Origin of the sequence: Salinispora tropica CNB-440, from assembly GCF_000016425.1 — a bacterium.
GTDB lineage: Bacteria > Actinomycetota > Actinomycetes > Mycobacteriales > Micromonosporaceae > Micromonospora > Micromonospora tropica.
In genome coordinates, this window is record NC_009380.1 from 5,124,801 (window position 1) to 5,139,613 (window position 14,813).

14 protein-coding genes are annotated in these 14,813 nt (G+C 71.4%); 9 read left to right on the forward strand and 5 right to left on the reverse strand.

The window, feature by feature from the left end; translation table 11 throughout:
• The first annotated feature begins 7 nt into the window (after positions 1–7).
• The 5 genes from STROP_RS22905 to STROP_RS22925 all read left to right on the forward strand — a co-directional run bounded on the left by STROP_RS22905 (position 8) and on the right by STROP_RS22925 (position 7,028).
• A complete protein-coding gene (locus STROP_RS22905; RefSeq protein ID WP_012015730.1) occupies positions 8–1,258 on the forward strand; it encodes a metallophosphoesterase in 1,251 nt (416 codons plus the stop codon).
• A 61-nt stretch (positions 1,259–1,319) separates the two neighbouring features.
• Positions 1,320–4,508 (forward strand): UvrD-helicase domain-containing protein, encoded by a 3,189-nt coding sequence (locus STROP_RS22910; RefSeq protein ID WP_028564953.1) that lies wholly within the window; start codon positions 1,320–1,322, stop codon positions 4,506–4,508.
• An 80-nt stretch (positions 4,509–4,588) separates the two neighbouring features.
• Positions 4,589–5,101: an LppU/SCO3897 family protein gene (locus STROP_RS22915; protein ID WP_012015732.1), complete on the forward strand. Its 513-nt coding sequence runs from the start codon at positions 4,589–4,591 to the stop codon at positions 5,099–5,101.
• A 126-nt stretch (positions 5,102–5,227) separates the two neighbouring features.
• The gene (locus STROP_RS22920; protein ID WP_080516622.1) at positions 5,228–5,653 is read left to right on the forward strand and encodes an LppU/SCO3897 family protein; all 426 of its coding nucleotides are present in this window, start codon (positions 5,228–5,230) and stop codon (positions 5,651–5,653) included.
• A 136-nt stretch (positions 5,654–5,789) separates the two neighbouring features.
• Positions 5,790–7,028, forward strand: coding sequence for an ATP-binding protein (locus STROP_RS22925; protein WP_012015734.1), 1,239 nt, complete (start codon positions 5,790–5,792; stop codon positions 7,026–7,028).
• A 9-nt stretch (positions 7,029–7,037) separates the two neighbouring features.
• Here the strand turns inward: STROP_RS22925 and STROP_RS22930 are convergent, their stop codons facing one another.
• The gene (locus STROP_RS22930; RefSeq protein WP_012015735.1) at positions 7,038–7,574 is read right to left on the reverse strand and encodes a GNAT family N-acetyltransferase; all 537 of its coding nucleotides are present in this window, start codon (positions 7,572–7,574) and stop codon (positions 7,038–7,040) included.
• 144 nt (positions 7,575–7,718) lie between these two features.
• Here STROP_RS22930 and STROP_RS22935 point away from each other — a divergent pair, with 144 nt between their 5' ends.
• The gene (locus STROP_RS22935; protein ID WP_012015736.1) at positions 7,719–8,264 is read left to right on the forward strand and encodes a DoxX family protein; all 546 of its coding nucleotides are present in this window, start codon (positions 7,719–7,721) and stop codon (positions 8,262–8,264) included.
• Between the two features lie 211 nt (positions 8,265–8,475).
• Positions 8,476–9,909: a glycosyltransferase 87 family protein gene (locus tag STROP_RS22940; RefSeq protein ID WP_012015737.1), complete on the forward strand. Its 1,434-nt coding sequence runs from the start codon at positions 8,476–8,478 to the stop codon at positions 9,907–9,909.
• Positions 9,910–9,961: 52 nt separating this feature from the next.
• Here the strand turns inward: STROP_RS22940 and STROP_RS22945 are convergent, their stop codons facing one another.
• The 4 genes from STROP_RS22945 to moaC all read right to left on the reverse strand — a co-directional run bounded on the left by STROP_RS22945 (position 9,962) and on the right by moaC (position 12,662).
• Positions 9,962–10,390, reverse strand: a complete 429-nt coding sequence (locus STROP_RS22945; RefSeq protein ID WP_012015738.1) for a molybdenum cofactor biosynthesis protein MoaE — start codon at positions 10,388–10,390, stop codon at positions 9,962–9,964.
• On the reverse strand, positions 10,387–11,637 hold the full coding sequence (locus STROP_RS22950; protein ID WP_012015739.1) for a molybdopterin molybdotransferase MoeA: 1,251 nt from the start codon (positions 11,635–11,637) through the stop codon (positions 10,387–10,389). Before STROP_RS22950 ends, STROP_RS22945 begins: the two co-directional genes overlap by 4 nt.
• Before the next feature lie 63 nt (positions 11,638–11,700).
• Positions 11,701–12,174 (reverse strand): MogA/MoaB family molybdenum cofactor biosynthesis protein, encoded by a 474-nt coding sequence (locus tag STROP_RS22955; RefSeq protein ID WP_012015740.1) that lies wholly within the window; start codon positions 12,172–12,174, stop codon positions 11,701–11,703.
• Positions 12,171–12,662: a cyclic pyranopterin monophosphate synthase MoaC gene (gene moaC, locus STROP_RS22960; RefSeq protein WP_018829608.1), complete on the reverse strand. Its 492-nt coding sequence runs from the start codon at positions 12,660–12,662 to the stop codon at positions 12,171–12,173. Before moaC ends, STROP_RS22955 begins: the two co-directional genes overlap by 4 nt.
• A 190-nt stretch (positions 12,663–12,852) precedes the next feature.
• Here moaC and STROP_RS22965 point away from each other — a divergent pair, with 190 nt between their 5' ends.
• Both STROP_RS22965 and STROP_RS22970 read left to right on the forward strand, forming a co-directional pair.
• Positions 12,853–14,178, forward strand: coding sequence for a glycosyltransferase 87 family protein (locus STROP_RS22965; RefSeq protein WP_018832301.1), 1,326 nt, complete (start codon positions 12,853–12,855; stop codon positions 14,176–14,178).
• Positions 14,162–14,794 (forward strand): phosphoribosyltransferase, encoded by a 633-nt coding sequence (locus STROP_RS22970; protein WP_012015742.1) that lies wholly within the window; start codon positions 14,162–14,164, stop codon positions 14,792–14,794. Before STROP_RS22965 ends, STROP_RS22970 begins: the two co-directional genes overlap by 17 nt.
• The last annotated feature ends 19 nt before the right edge of the window (positions 14,795–14,813 follow it).

Here is a 14,813-nt window from a genome sequence, read left to right on the forward strand (position 1 = left end):
CACAGCCTTGTTCGCGGTACTGGGGTTCGTCACCGCCCTGGCCCTGGTCACTGGCCTGGTCCACCTCTACCTGTGGAAGCGGCTGGTACGCGACACCACTCGACCGGGGCTCCCGCGACGCATCGGCGGCGTCACCATGCTGGTACTCGCGGTGCTCGTCCCGGCCACGCTGATCAGCACCCAAGCCGGGGCGTACTGGCTCGCCTGGCCGGGCTATCTCTGGCTCGCGGTCATGTTCTACCTGCTGCTCCTACTGGTGGCCCTGGAACTGCCGATGCTGGTCGCCCGGCTGGTGCTGCGTCGCCGGGTTTCCGCCGCCACGCCGACCGCCCCGGTGCCAGAACCGGCCCTGGTGGTAGCCGGCGGGTCGGCCGAACCACCGGCCACCGCACCGCCCGTCGACGGGCAACCGGACCACGATCCGTCCCGCCGGCTGCTCCTCGCGCGTGGGGCGGCGATCTTCGCCGGGCTCACCGCTACCGGCCTGACCGGCTACGGCGTACGCACCGCCCTCGGCCCACCCCAGCTGGACCGGGTGCAGATCCCCCTCGCCCGGCTACCCCGGAGCATGGACGGCCTCCGCATCGCCACCGTCTCCGACATCCACCTCGGCCCACTACGGGGACGCGCACACACCGAGCGGATCGTGGCCGCCATCAACCGGATGGACGCCGACCTCGTCGCGGTCGTCGGCGACCTGGTGGACGGCTCCGTCGCCGAGCTGGGTGAGGCGGCAGCACCGCTGCGCAACCTGCGCTCCCGACACGGCAGCTACTTCGTCACCGGCAACCACGAGTACTACTCCGGCGTGGAGGAGTGGGTGCAGGAGGTGGACCGCCTCGGCCTGCGGGTCCTACAGAACCACCGGGTGGAGATCAAGGCCCGGGGCGGGGTACTCGACCTGGCCGGGGTCAACGACGTCGAGGCAGCCGGCACCGGGGTGGCTGGCCCGCCGGACTACGCCGCCGCCCTCGGCGATCGGGACCCGAACCGACCAGTGGTACTCCTCGCCCACCAGCCGTTCGCGGCGTTCGAGGCCGCCACCCACGGTGTTGACCTGCAGCTCTCCGGGCACACCCACGGCGGGCAACTCGTACCCTTCAACTACCTGGTAGGGCTCGAGCAGCCGGTGGTCTCCGGCCTCGGCGAGGTCGACGGCACCAAGGTGTACGTGACCAACGGCGCCGGCTTCTGGGGTCCCCCGGTCCGTGTCGGTGCCGAGCCACAGATCACCCTCGTCGAACTACGTTCGGCATAGCGCAGCTCACGTGAGCGCGTGGCGGCGGGCGTAGGGCGCGGGCTTCATGGCAAGATGCCTCGTGCCTCCGATCAACGCCGCACCCCCCGGTGGCCTCCCGTCCTTCGTCGCGGACCTACACATCCACTCGAAGTACTCGCGGGCCTGCAGCCGCGATCTCACCCTGCCGAACCTCGCCTGGTGGGCTCGGCGTAAGGGCGTCGCCGTTCTCGGCACCGGCGATTTCACCCACCCGGCCTGGTACGACCACCTCCGGGAGACCCTGCACCCGGCGGAGCCGGGCCTGTACCGGCTCGCTCCGGAGGCCGAGCGGGAGATCGCACGCCGGCTACCGCCGAGACTCGCCGACGAGGCGGAGAACGCCCCGGTACGGTTCATGCTCAGCGTCGAGATCTCCACGATCTACAAACGCGACGACCGGACGCGTAAGGTGCACCACCTGGTATACCTACCGGACCTCGAGGCGGTGGCCCGGTTCAACACGGCACTCGGACGAATCGGCAACCTCGGCTCGGACGGCCGGCCGATCCTCGGCCTGGACTCCCGCGACCTGCTGGAGATCACCCTTGCGGCGAGCCCGGACGGCTACCTCGTACCGGCGCACATCTGGACGCCATGGTTCTCTGCCCTCGGCTCCAAGTCCGGCTTCGATGCGATCGCCGACTGCTACGCCGACCTGGCCGAGCACATCTTCGCGGTGGAGACCGGCCTCTCCTCCGACCCGGAGATGAACTGGCGGGTCGGCAGCCTCGACCGCTACCAGCTGGTGTCGAACTCCGACGCCCACTCCCCGCCCGCGCTCGCCCGAGAGGCAACGGTCTTCACTGCCGCCCGCGACTACTTCGCCATCCGGGAAGCGCTGCGGACCGGCGACGGCCTGGCCGGGACGATCGAGTTCTTCCCGGAGGAGGGGAAGTACCACGCGGACGGCCACCGACTCTGCGGCGTCAACTGGGCACCGGAGCAGACCCGGGCAGCCGGCGGGCGCTGCCCGGAGTGCGGCAAGCCGCTGACCGTCGGCGTCCTCAACCGGGTGGAGGAGCTGGCCGACCGACCCCCGGGGCACCGGCCGGCGCACGCCCGTGACGTCACCCACCTGGTGCCGCTGGCCGAACTCCTCGGGGAGATCAACACGGTGGGGGCGCGATCGAAGAAGGTCGCGGGCAAGCTCAACGACCTGATCGCCGCGCTCGGTCCGGAGCTGGAGATCCTCACCCGGACGCCGCTTGCGGAGATCGACCGGGTCGGCGGCGATCTCCTCGCCGAGGGCATCCGCCGGCTTCGCCGGGGTGAGGTCCGCCGGGTGTCGGGCTTTGATGGCGAGTACGGCGTCATCACCCTCTTCGACCCAACCGAACTCCGCCCCGGCGGGGGCGCGGCGGCGCAGGAGACGCTCTTCGACATACCCGCCGTGCCGGAGCAGCGCCGGCCCACGGAGCCGACCCCGAAACCGAAGGCCCGTCGCCCGGCGACGAAACCGGAGCCGAGGCGGGCCAGCCCACCCCCGCCGCCGATCGCGCCACCCCCCTCGCCACACGAGCCCTTCGAGCCGATGCTGTCCGGAATGGAGGAGGTCGGCACGGGTCTGCTCGACCGGCTGGACGCGATGCAGCGGGTGGCCGCGTCCGCGCCCGGCGGACCACTGCTGATCGTGGCCGGTCCGGGCACCGGCAAGACCCGTACGCTGACGCACCGAATCGCGTACCTCTGCGCGGAGCTGAACGTCTTCCCGGAGCGCTGCCTGGCCATCACCTTCACCCGGCGAGCCGCCGAGGAGCTGCGGCACCGACTCGACGGACTGCTCGGGCCGGTCGCGGAGGACGTCACCGTCGGCACGTTCCACTCCGTCGGCCTACAGATCCTGCGGGAGAACCGTGAGGCCGCCGGGCTGCCGGTGGACTTCCGGATCGCCGACGACGCGGACCGCGCCGCCGCCCGATCCGAGGCCGGTGACGACCCCGACACCTACCTGGCGCTGCTCCGCAAGCAGGACCTGATCGACCTTGACGAGCTGCTCACCCTGCCACTGGCGCTGCTGCGGGCCGACCGGCGGTTGGCCGACTCCTACCGCGACCGGTGGCAATGGATCTTCGTTGACGAGTACCAGGACGTCGATGAGGTGCAGTACGAGCTGCTCCGGCTGCTCAGCCCCGCCGACGGGAACCTCTGCGCGATCGGCGACCCGGATCAGGCGATCTACTCCTTCCGGGGTGCCGACGTCCGCTACTTCCTGCGCTTCTCGCAGGACTTCACCGATGCCCGGCTGGTCCGGCTGAACCGCAACTACCGTTCGTCGGCACCGATCCTGGCCGCCGCGGTACAGGCGATCGCTCCCTCGTCGCTGGTCCGGGGCCGTCGGCTGGACCCGGCCCGGCTCGACCCGGAGGCCCCCCTGCTTGGCCGGTACGCGGCCGCCTCCGTCGCCGACGAAGCCGCCTTCGTCGCCCGTACGGTGGACGAGTTGGTCGGTGGGCTGTCGCACCGCTCACTGGACTCGGGACGAATCGACGGTGCCTCGACGACGCTCTCGTTCTCCGACATCGCGGTGCTCTACCGCACCGACGCCCAGGCCGCGCCGATCGTCGACGCGCTGTCCCGGGCGAATATCCCGGTACAAAAGCGCTCCCATGACCGGCTCCGCGACCGCCCCGGCGTCGCCGACATCGCCCGGGAACTGCGGCACACCGGCGACGTTGACAGCGCTCTGCCGGCCCGGGTTCGGCTCGCCGGACAGGTGGTCGCGCAACGGTTCGCCACCCCCACCCTCGACGGTTCGGGCACCGTCGGGCCGGCCGACGTACGGGTGGCGGTCGACCTGCTCACCCCACTGGCTCGGCGCTGCGGCGACGACCTGGACCTGTTCCTGTCCCAGTTGGCCACGGGGGCGGAGGTGGACGCCCTCGATCCGCGTGCGCAGGCGGTCACCCTACTCACTCTGCACGCCGCCAAGGGGTTGGAGTTCCCGGTGGTCTTCCTGGTCGGCGCCGAGGACGGACTCTTGCCCCTGCGCTGGCCCGGTAGCGAGCCGGATGATGACGCGGTCGCCGAGGAGCGACGCCTCTTCTTCGTTGGGGTGACCCGCGCGCAGGATCGGCTCTACCTCAGCCATGCCGCCCGGCGATTCCGGCACAGCACCGAGTACGACTGTCGCCCCTCCCCATTCTTGTCCACAATTGACCCGGGACTCTTCGAACGCCTCGGTGAACCGGAACCCCGCCGCCCCAAGGACCGCCAGCTCCGTCTGATCTGAACCGCACCCGCCACACCACGGTGGCGAAGGCGGCGGCACCCCGAGTGTCCAGCCGCTCCCACTCCCGCAGGAGGATGCGCATGCCGGACTACGAACCACCGGCCGGCTACGGTGACGGGCCGTTCCCCCCTCGGCGCCGCAGACCGCTGGTCGCGGTACTCGGCATCGTCGCGCTCCTGCTCCTCGGCGCCGGCGCAGGTGTCCTCTGGTTCCGCACCGGGGACGACGAGGTGCCGGCGGCATCGGGGTCCGGCCCAAACCCGAGCATCACGACCTCGGCCTCCTCGGCTGAACCGGATACGTCGGCGAGCCCAACACCCAACGTCGCCGCCCCGGACTCTTCGGCCAACCCTCGCTTCGTCGAGGTCGGCGAGTGCGTCCGCAATGATGGGCCGGTCGACGGCAAGCCGGAGCTGCTGATCACCGAGTGCGGCCCCCAGACGTACGAGGTGCTGCTCCGCGTCGACGGCCCGACCACCGGCGAGGAGGACGCCGCGACGAAGTGCGCCTCCGTTGGCGGCTACACCAACTGGTTCTTCTTCGACAGTGACCTGGACACCCTCGACTTCGTGCTCTGCCTGAAGCAACGCTGAGCCGATCAGTTCCCACCACCCGGTCAGTTCCCACCGCCCGGCCAGTTCCCACCACCCGGTCCGATGTCGGGTCCTCCGGTGCCGCCGCCGGTCGCTGGTCAGTGGGGCGTTCCAGGCGGTCCGGGCATGTCCCCCACGCCCCCGAAGCGTTCCGGCGGCCGGATCGCTCTGATCATCGGACTGGTGGTGCTGCTGGGGCTCTGCCCCTGCCTGGGCCTGACCGGTTGGGCGGCCTGCGAGCTCTCCACCAGGGCCGACGACTCATCGACGTCGCCCTTCCCCACCTCGACGGCTCCGGGTCGGGCTCCAAGCGACTCGAAGGACCGGCAGAACTTCGCGCCGGGTGACTGCGTGGTCAACGACGGTACCGATGACGACGCCAGGCTGCGCAGTGTTCCATGTGGTCCGGACACGTACGAGGTGCTGCGACGAATTCCGGCGACGACCGACAGTGACCGTTGCGATGTCCTGGAACCACGTACGAACGCGGACTACGTGCACGACAACCCGGACGACGCGCTGGACTTCGTACTCTGCCTACGCATGTACTGATTCCCAAATCTAGGATTGTCTAGCAACGGGGCTAGATAGACCTAGATTTGGCTCGACACCGGAGTTCGCGACACGCCGGTAGCCCCATCTACCGTTGTCTAGCCCCGTTGCTAGACAACCCGATAGTCTCCGATGCGTGGATCCGGTCCGCAATCCCTACGCCCCGGGCGCCGGGCAGCGCCCGCCCGAATTGGCCGGGCGAGGGCGTGAGCTGGACGTCTTCGACATCGTCCTGGAGCGAATCGCGCGCGGCCGACCCGAGCGCAGCCTGATGCTCACCGGGCTACGCGGCGTGGGTAAGACGGTGCTGCTCAACACGTTGCGGTCGCAGGCCATCAACCGGCTCTGGGGCAGCGGCAAAATCGAAATCCGACCAGACCAGTCGCTGCGCCGTCCGATCTCGGCCGCCCTCCACATGGCCGTGCGCGAGCTGGCCCCCCGGCACCGTGCTCCGGACCGCATCGATGCCTTCCTCGGCGTCCTGAAGGCCTTCGCACAGCGTTCCGCCCCGAGTGGTCGGGGTGGAGCCTCCCCCCGGCTGCGGGACCGATGGCAACCCGGCATCGATGTCCCCGCCGCGAGCGGGCGGGCCGATTCCGGCGACATCGAGATCGACCTGGTGGAGCTACTGACCGACGCCGCCGCGGTGGCCGCCGATGTCGGCACCGGCATCGCCGTCTTCATCGACGAGATGCAAGACCTCGCCCCGGAGGAGGTCTCCGCACTCTGCGCCGCCTGCCATGAGCTGTCCCAGCTCGGGGCGCCGTTGATCGTGGTGGGCGCCGGCCTGCCGCACCTACCGGCCGTACTCAGCGCAGCGAAGTCGTACTCCGAACGGCTCTTTCGCTACCAGCGCATCGATCGACTCGACCGGATCGCCGCCGACCAGGCGCTCTGCCTGCCCGCCGAGCGTGAGGAGATCGAGTACGAGCAGAAGGCGCTCGACCTGCTCTACGAAAAGTCCGGCGGCTACCCCTATTTCGTCCAGGCGTACGGGAAGACGACCTGGGATCACGCCCCCCGCTCACCGATCACCGCCGCCGACGTCCGGGTGGCGGCGCCGGACGCCGAGGCCGAGCTGGCGGTGGGCTTCTTCGGCTCCCGGTTCGAACGGGCCACTCCGGCTGAACGCGAATACATGCGGGCGATGGCGACCCTCTCCCTGGTAGACGGTGAGGACGACGGCACCCAGGACGACATGGACGCCGCCGTGCCGACCGCCGAGATCGCCCGCGCGCTGGAGCGCAAGCCCACAAGCCTCTCCCCGGCTCGGGACGCACTAATCAAAAAGGGCCTCATCTACTCCGGCGAACGCGGCACGGTGGCCTTCACGGTGCCGCACTTCGGCCGCTACCTCCGCACCCAGCCGGCGTAGCCCGTCGACTCACACCTTCGCCCACGGCGGAGGAAAGATCACCTCGCCCGGGGTAGGCGGTTCCGCGCCGCCGTCGACCGAGGGCAACACTCGGGCCTGCCAGGGCTCGCCGAGCCCGGACCAGGGGCTGGTGAGGCCGAGCCGGTCGGCCCGGCCGAACCCGAACCGCCGATAGAAGGCCGGATCACCCAACACCACCACGAGGCGCTCACCCAGCTCGACGGCCGCGTCCAGGGCCGCCTGCACCACCGCGCTGCCCAGCCCGATGCGCTGCCGGTGCGGGGCGACCGCCACCGGTCCGAGAGCGAGCGCGGCCACGTCGTCGCGGTCGGAGCGAACCCGCACCCGGGTAAGCAGCGCGTAGCCGACGACCTCACCCCCGTACTCGGCCACCATGGCCAGCGACGGCAGCCACTCCGCGCTACCGCGCAACTCGTCAACGAGGCCGATCTCCGGCGGGGTGGTGACATCCGGACGGGCGAACGCGCCAGCGAGGACCCGACGAACCGCACCGGTATCTGCCGGTTCCTCGGGCCGTAGCCGCATGGTCGTCACGCCGGGGACGTTACCCTCCGGCGATGACTCATCCGGGGCGGTCACGCGATTCGGCGTGGCGGGGCGAGTCGCGTGACCGATTCGGATCGGTCGTTTGCCGGGGTGACGACGGATCCGACAGGGTATGACTGACCCATGACACCCGTACGCTCCCTCGCCCGAGTAATGCTCAGTGGCATTCTCGTGGTCGAGGGGGCCCGCAGCCTCGCCGCCCCGGGCCGGCTCGCCCCCGCCGCCACACCGATGACCGACCGGGTCGCACCCCTGCTGCGACGAGCTGTTCCCGGCGTTCCCACCGACACCGAGACGCTGGTCCGCGCCAATGGAGCCGTGCAGTTCGGTGCCGGCCTCCTGCTCGCCACCGGACGACTCACCCGACCGGCGGCCTTGGTTCTGGCCGGCACTCTGGTGCCGGGTACTATTGCCGAGCATCCCTTCTGGACTGACACGGATCCGGCGTTGCGGGTCAACAACCAACTGCACTTCCTGAAAAACCTCGGCCTCTTCGGTGGGCTGCTGCTGGCCGCCGCAGACACCGAAGGAAAGCCAGGGCTACGCTGGCGGGCCGGTCAGCGGCTCGACCACTCCCAGCGTTGGGCAACGCGAGCTGTCCGTACCGCCCGCCGACAGGCCCGGATCGCCGTACGATCGGCAGCGACGGCTCGACGTTTCCCTGGCTGACCTGCGTCGACCCCTCCCCGTCGTGGCCCCGTCGGACGAAGAGTGAATCCGACGTACCGCCCACCCGGCGTTAACCTGGTGGAAATGTCAAAAATCAGTGTGGGATCGGACACGGTCACATAACGCGGGAGGCAAACACGTGAGGGACCGTTCTAGGCTCCGTACCGGACCAGGACGGCTAGGACGATATTGGTACGGGGGTGGCCACTCGATGCCGACGACTCTCCGTCGGCGGGTGCGCCGCCTCGCCCCGGTTCGCCGCGTCCCGCGGGGGCTCGATCTCAGGACCGTCGTCCGGATCGGAGTCGTGGCCGCCGTCGCGTACGCCGCCTGGCTCGCCGTCGGCGCGTTCGGGCGACCGTACAACTTCTTCGACATGAAGATCTACCACGGCGCGGCGGTGTGGTGGGCCAACGGCCACGAGCTGTACGAATTCATCGCGCCCGACACGACCCTTGGGTTCACCTACCCACCCTTCGCCGGGCTCGCCATGCTCCCGATGGCACACCTTCCGGTCGGGCTGGCCGGACTGGTAAACGCGGTGGTGAGCATCGCCGCGCTGGCCGTGGTCCTCACCGCGCTGCTCCGCCCGATCGCCGACCGGCTCAACTATCCCCTGTGGTACGCGGTAGCGCTCGCGACGCCGCTCGCCGCAGCCCTTGAACCGTCCCGCGAAACCCTCGGCTACGGGCAGGTCAATCTACTCCTGTTCGCACTGATCATGGCCGACCTGGTCGGCCTGCGCTGGCGATCCCGCCGGAGCGCCCACGTCGCTCCCACCGACGGCCCGCTGCTGCGCTTCGTCTACAGCGGTGCCTGGGCCGGCGTCGGGATCGGCCTCGCCACCGCGGTGAAGCTGACCCCCGCCCTCTTCATCGCCTATCTCATGATCACCCGCCAGTGGCGGGCGGCGACCACCGCCGTGGGCACAGTTCTGGCCGTGACGATCGGGTCGTTCGCCATCGTCGGCCCCGAGTCCCGGGCCTACTTCGGTGGGGTGCTCTGGCAGACCGAGCGGGTCGGTGCCGCCGACATGACCCCCAACCAATCGCTCGCCGGCCTGCTCGCCCGCCTCTACGACTCGATCGAGGCCCCCGGGCTGCTCTGGTTCACGTTCGCGATCCTGGTTCTCGCGCTCGGCCTGTCCCGAGCCGCCAACGCGCGCGCAGACGGCGACGAGCTGACGGCGTTCACCCTGGTCGGGCTCACCACCAGTGTGATCAGCCCGATCTCCTGGACGCACCATCTCGTCTGGGTGATCCCCGCAATCATCGTGCTCGCCGACGCCGCCGTCCGCCGCCGGGACGCCAGCCGGGGGGTCGCCACCCGAGCCGGTCTGAGCGGCCTACCCGACGTGAACGGCCTGCGCTCCCCGATCTGGTACCCGACGCTGACCGGGCTCCGACACGGGGGCGCCGCCGTGGTCCTCTATCTTCTCTTCCTCGTCTCGCCGATCTGGCCGTACGAGCACCAGCTGCCCGAGGTGTCGCACTATCAGGACGGTCTCTTCGGCGCCCTGATGGAGAATTCGCTGGCCCTGGCGCTGATCGTGCTGGTCACCGCACTGCCCTGGCGCCCGGGGGCCGAGCCGGCCTTCTACGGCGAGCGTTCAAGCCGGCCGGTCACCCTGGCCAGCCGCCGCTGACCGACGACCGCTGACCGACGACCGCTGACCAGCGGTCCGTGACCGGACGGCGTCAGGGACAGTTCACCCACTCCTCGGTGCCGTCCGCGAACACCTGCCGCTTCCAGATCGGCAGCCGTGCCTTCACCTCGTCGACCAGCCGGGCGCAGACGGCGAACGCGGCGGCTCGGTGCGCGGTGCTGACCGCCGCCACCAGCGCTGCCTCGCCGATCTCCAGCGGCCCGACCCGGTGCGAGACGGCCACCGCGTACACCTCGGGGTCGGCGGCGATCTCGGCAGCGACCTCGCGCAGCACCCGCTCGGCACTCGGGTGCCCCTCGTAGGTCAGCGCGACCACCGCCCGGCCATGGTCGTGATCCCGGACAACACCCTGGAACGACACCACCGCGCCAGCGGCCCGGTCTGCCACCGCGCCCTCGTGTTCGGCGAGGTCCAGCGGCCGCTCGGTAACCTCGCCGAACACCACGGTCGAGGCGGTCACGACCCGCGCTCCCCCGGCAGCAACGGCAGCGGCACGACCGAAACCCGGTCGCCCGGCTCGCCGGACACGCCGGGGCGGATCACCGCGAACCCGTCGGCTCCGGCCAGGCCACGCAGCATGGCCGAGCCGACGTGCCGGAGTGGATGGACGGTTCCGGCGACTCGATCCAGCCGGACCAGCGCAAGATGGGTGAAGGCGCCCCGCCCGGAAATCGGCTCGGCGAGCACCGCCTGCGGGAGCACCGGCACAGGCCGGCCGGCGAGGCCGGCCAGCAGTGGTGCGACCAGCGACACCAGGGCGAGAATCGCGGACTGCGGGTTACCCGGCAGCCCGGCGACGAAGCGTATTCGACCGTCGGCCCCGACCACCCGGGCCAGCAGCATCGGGAAGCCGGGCCGAACGGCGACGGTGTTGACCACGTACTCCGCCCCCAACGCCTCAAGTGCGGGGTGCAGGTGGTCCACCGGGCCGTGCATCGTGCCGCCGGTCGTGCAGACCAGGTCGGCGTGGGTGAGCGCAGCACTGAGCGCCGCCACGTGCGCCGACAGAGTGTCCGCCACCGGCCCGACCACGTCGGAGGGGCGCACCGCACACCCGTACCGGCGCAGCCATGCCGGCACCGCGGGACCGAGCGCATCCCGGACCTGCCCCGCCCCGGGTGGCCCGGCCGTCAACAGCTCGTCGCCGAAGACCAGCAGCGCCGCGCGCGGCTGCCGCCGTACGCGCAGGGTGTCGTGCCCACAGGAGGCGGCCAACCCGATCACCGCCGGGTCCACCGGCGTTCCGACCGGAAGAAGCTCCTCTCCGGCGGCGGCCTCCTCACCCGGCAGACGCCACTCGGGCATCGGACGCGGGGTGCCGGCCACCAACCCCTCCGGAGTACGGCTCGACTCCTCCACCCGCAGCACCGTGGTGGCACCCTCGGGAACCATCGCACCGGTGGCGATCTCGACGGTGGTGCCGTCCTCGGTCAGTGGCGCCGGGACACCGCCGGCCAGGACCCGGCCCACGATCCGCCACGGGCCGGTGCCCCGCACCGCCCAGCCATCCACACTGGCCGTGGGGAACGCCGGTAGGGGCGTCCGGGTGGCCAACGGCTCGGCCAGGGTATGCCCGTCGAGGTCAACGAGCGGCCGAGTCACCACCGGCAGCGCGGCAGCTCGACCCACCGCGTACGCCCGGGAACGCGCCTCCTCCCAGCCCGCGGGTGGGGGCGGAGCGACGGGGTCGGCGGCTGCGGCTTCCATGCTCACCCGACGAGGGTATCGGGGCGCCGACGTAACCGTTGGTTCGGTGTGCCGGCGAACCGATCAGTGGTCACCGCCCCGGAGCTGGTCGACGGCGTGGGCGAGGATCGGTCCGAGCACGGCCAGCCCGTCGCGGGCGCCCCCGGTCGAGCCGGGGAGGTTCACCACCAGCGTCCGCCCCAGGACACCGGCGACTCCCCGGGACAGCACCGCGGTGGGCACGCGATCCCGGCTGTACGCGCGGATGGCCTCCGCGATGCCCGGGATCTCGTGGTCGAGCAACGCCCGGGTCACCTCCGGGGTACGGTCCGTCGGGTTGATGCCGGTGCCGCCACTGGTCACCACGACATCCACCCCCTCGGCGGCGGCGGCACTCAACGCCGCGCCAACCGGGTCGCCGTCCGGGACCACGATGGCCGGCTCGTCCACCGCGCAACCCAGCTCCCGCAGGCCGGCGACGAGCAGCGGGCCGCTGGTGTCCCGGTAGATGCCGGCGAAGGCCCGGTTGGAGGCGACGACCACCCGCGCCCGGATCACGGCCGGTCCTCGGGGCGGACCCACTCGCCGGTCGCTCCGCCCTCCTTGCGCAGGACTCGGACCGCGTCAACCGTGGCAGCCGGGTCGACCGCCTTGACCATGTCGACGAGGGCCAGGCCGGCGACCGCGACGGCGGTGAGCGCCTCCATCTCGACGCCGGTGCGGTCGGCCGTCCGGGCGGTCGCGGTGATCTCGACGGTGTCGTCGGTGAGGGCCAGGTCGACGGTGACCCCGTGCAGGGCGATCGGGTGGCAGAGCGGAATCAGGTCCGGGGTCCGTTTCGCGCCCATGATCCCGGCGAGTCGGCCAACGGCGAGGGCGTCTCCCTTGGGCAGACCATCGCCGCGCAGAAGGTCAACGACCTCGCGGGTGGTGCGGAGCCGACCGGCGGCGATGGCCAGCCGGCCGGTCACCCCCTTGGCGGACACGTCGACCATGCGGGCTGCGCCTACCGCGTCAACGTGGGTGAGCTGCGCGGAATCCGTCACGGCGGCGAGTCTAGTCGCTGCTCCGCCCGGCCCGAGCCGCCGGTTGGCCGCCAGCGTCCTGCCATCGCAGAAGCCGCCCGGGGGTGGTTTCGGTACGGTCGTCCGCCTTCCCGCCGGCCGCCGGCCAGGTACCCCCGCAGTCGTTCCCAGCCCGCCTGACCCGCCGCCGTCGATCTGCAAAACTGACCGCGTGACCAGCGCCACTCCGACCGTGCGCCGTGGGTGGCCCGCCCTGGACCACGCTGCCGGTGGTCTCGCCGTCGACCTGGCCCTCTATGGTGCCTCGGCCGGATTCGCCGCAGCCACCACGCTGACCTCCACCCTCGCCCCGCACCGCGCGTGGGGCAGCGTCGCCACCGCCGGCTACCTCGTCGCCGCCGTCGCCGCCACCGCCCAGCTTCTGATCTGGCGGCGCCGCCCCGGTTCCCCGCTGACCGGGCTCTCCACCCGCTGGGTGGTCGCCGGGCTCGCCGCCGCCACCACCGTCCTGCTGCCGGTGCTCTGGCAGAGCACCGAACGGGCCTTCGGACGCACTGACCGGGCGCAGGAGGAGGTCATTGTCATTGAGGATTCCGGGCGGCGGCTGATTGAGACCGGTACCCCCTATCTCAGCCGCGAGGCGATCGCCGCGCTCCCCACCAGCGAGCAGCTACTCGGCTACACCCCGTACCAACCAGGCATGGCCCTGTTCGGTCTGCCCCGCGCCATCGTCGACACCGCACTGACCGACGCCCGGGTATGGTTCGCGCTCGCCACCGTCGCCATCCTCGCCCTCGCCGGGCGCACGCTCTGGCGAGCCGACGCCCGCGACCCGCACCCGCCTGGTAGCGGCATCCTGCGCGGCGTACAGGCCGCCACGATCCTGCCGGTCAGCGCGCTCACCCTCGCTACCGGCGGCGACGACCTGCCCGTTCTCGCCCTCTGCCTGCTCGCGCTCACCCTCGCCGCCGCCGGCCGGCCGGGCCGGGCCGGAGCAGCCGTTGGGTTGGCCGCCGCCCTGAAACTCTTCGCCTGGCCGGTCGTGGTGGTCTTGGCCGTCTGGGGTGCCACCCGACGGTCCGGCCGGCGGGTCCTCGCCGGCGCCCTGGGGCTTCCGGCCATCGCCCTGCTGCCCGTCCTGCTGATCGACCCCGACGCGTTGGTCGAGAACGTGCTCCGCTTCCCGCTCGGTCAAGGCCTGGTCACCAGCCCGGCCCAGTCCCCACTCCCGGGCCACCTGATCTCCACCGCGCTGCCCGCCGGACGGCTACTCACCGGCGGACTGCTGCTCGCCGTCGGGCTGGTCTTCGCCCTCCGACTCACCCGCCGCCCGCCACGTACGGCCGCCGCCGCGTCGCTCGTCTGCGGCTACGGGCTTCTCGTCGCGCTCCTGCTCATGCCCGCCAGCCGGTTCGGCTACCTGCTCTACCCCCTCGCCTTCCTGATCTGGGCCCCCGCACTCGCCCGCCGGAATCCAGCAACCCGCCACGGAGCTGCTTCGCACGGCGTACACCTGAGAGGTGACCACCTTTCGTGACCGCAACGACGCGGGTCGGGCGCTCGCCGATCGGCTCACCGCGCTCATCGGCGAACCGGATGTCATCGTTCTTGGTCTGGTACGCGGCGGAGTGCCCGTCGCCGAGGTGATCGCCCGCCGGCTCGATGCCCCGCTCGACGTGATCACCGTCCGCAAGCTCGGCCTTCCCGGGGCGCCCGAGGTCGCGTTCGGTGCGATCGGTCCCGGTGGGGCGCAGGTGCTCAACGAACGGATGGCCAGCCGGCTCAGCCCGGCGGAAGTCGCCGACGTGGACCGCCAGGAACGGGCCGAGCTGGATCGCCGGGAACGGCTATACCGGGCCGACCGCCCACCACTGGACCTCACCGACCGCACCGCCCTGATCGTTGACGACGGCCTCGCTACGGGCGCCACCGCCCGCGCCGCGGTCCAGGTCGCCCGCCACCTCGGTGCCCGCCGGGTGGTGGCGGCGGCCCCGGTCGGCTCACAGGAGGCGTACGAGCTACTCTCCGCCGAGGCCGACCAGGTTGTCTGCCCGCAGCACCCGACCGACTTCACCGCGGTCAGCGCCTACTACGACGACTTCCACGAGGTCTCCGACGACGAGGTGACCGCCATGTTGACCGCGACCGCTTAGGTCAACCAGGTACGGTCGG

Excerpts from the sequence above, each read along its gene's own strand:
- STROP_RS22940 (WP_012015737.1), top strand. The coding sequence starts at position 8,476 with ATGCCGACGACTCTCCGTCGGCGGGTGCGCCGCCTCGCCCCGGTTCGC.
- STROP_RS22950 (WP_012015739.1), bottom strand. The coding sequence starts at position 11,637 with ATGGAAGCCGCAGCCGCCGACCCCGTCGCTCCGCCCCCACCCGCGGGC.
- STROP_RS22915 (WP_012015732.1), top strand. The coding sequence starts at position 4,589 with ATGCCGGACTACGAACCACCGGCCGGCTACGGTGACGGGCCGTTCCCC.
- STROP_RS22935 (WP_012015736.1), top strand. The coding sequence starts at position 7,719 with ATGACACCCGTACGCTCCCTCGCCCGAGTAATGCTCAGTGGCATTCTC.
- STROP_RS22920 (WP_080516622.1), top strand. The coding sequence starts at position 5,228 with ATGTCCCCCACGCCCCCGAAGCGTTCCGGCGGCCGGATCGCTCTGATC.
- STROP_RS22930 (WP_012015735.1), bottom strand. The coding sequence starts at position 7,574 with ATGCGGCTACGGCCCGAGGAACCGGCAGATACCGGTGCGGTTCGTCGG.